Origin of the sequence: Micrococcus sp. MS-ASIII-49 (assembly GCF_000946635.1) — a bacterium.
In the GTDB taxonomy this organism is placed as follows: Bacteria; Actinomycetota; Actinomycetes; order Actinomycetales; family Micrococcaceae; genus Micrococcus; species Micrococcus luteus.
This window is the reverse complement of sequence record NZ_JXSP01000026.1, coordinates 1-360: the sequence shown is the minus strand read 5'-3', so window position 1 is coordinate 360 and position 360 is coordinate 1. Positions and strand designations below refer to the sequence as shown.

General features: G+C 75.6%; 1 pseudogene. It reads right to left on the bottom strand.

The annotated features are described in order from the left end of the window. Nucleotides 1-323: pseudogene (locus SJ20_RS01635) on the bottom strand (acyl-CoA dehydrogenase); the annotation flags it as partial. Nucleotides 324-360: the final 37 nt, after the last annotated feature.

Here is a 360-nt window from a genome sequence, read left to right as displayed (position 1 = left end):
AGGGCGGACAGGGACAGGTCCACACGGGCGATCTCCGCGTGCACGAGCTGCTGGAACAGCGAGGACGAGCCGTCCAGGACGAGGCGCCCCAGACCCAGCTCGGCCAGGCCCGGCAGCAGGTCGAACGCGAACTCCTCGGCGTCCCAGTAGCGGGTCAGGTGTGGCCGCACGCGGGTCTGCAGGTGGTCCTCGATCGCGTCGAGCCGGGCACGCTCGACCGGTTCGAGGCGGTCCCGCAGGCGCAGCAGGTCCACGTGGGGCAGGCCGGGGGGGACGGCGGGCGCGCCGGTGGCGGGGAGGGGGCGGTCGGCGAGGGCGGTCATGGCTCTCCTTCGGGGGCGGTCCGACGACGGCGGGCGG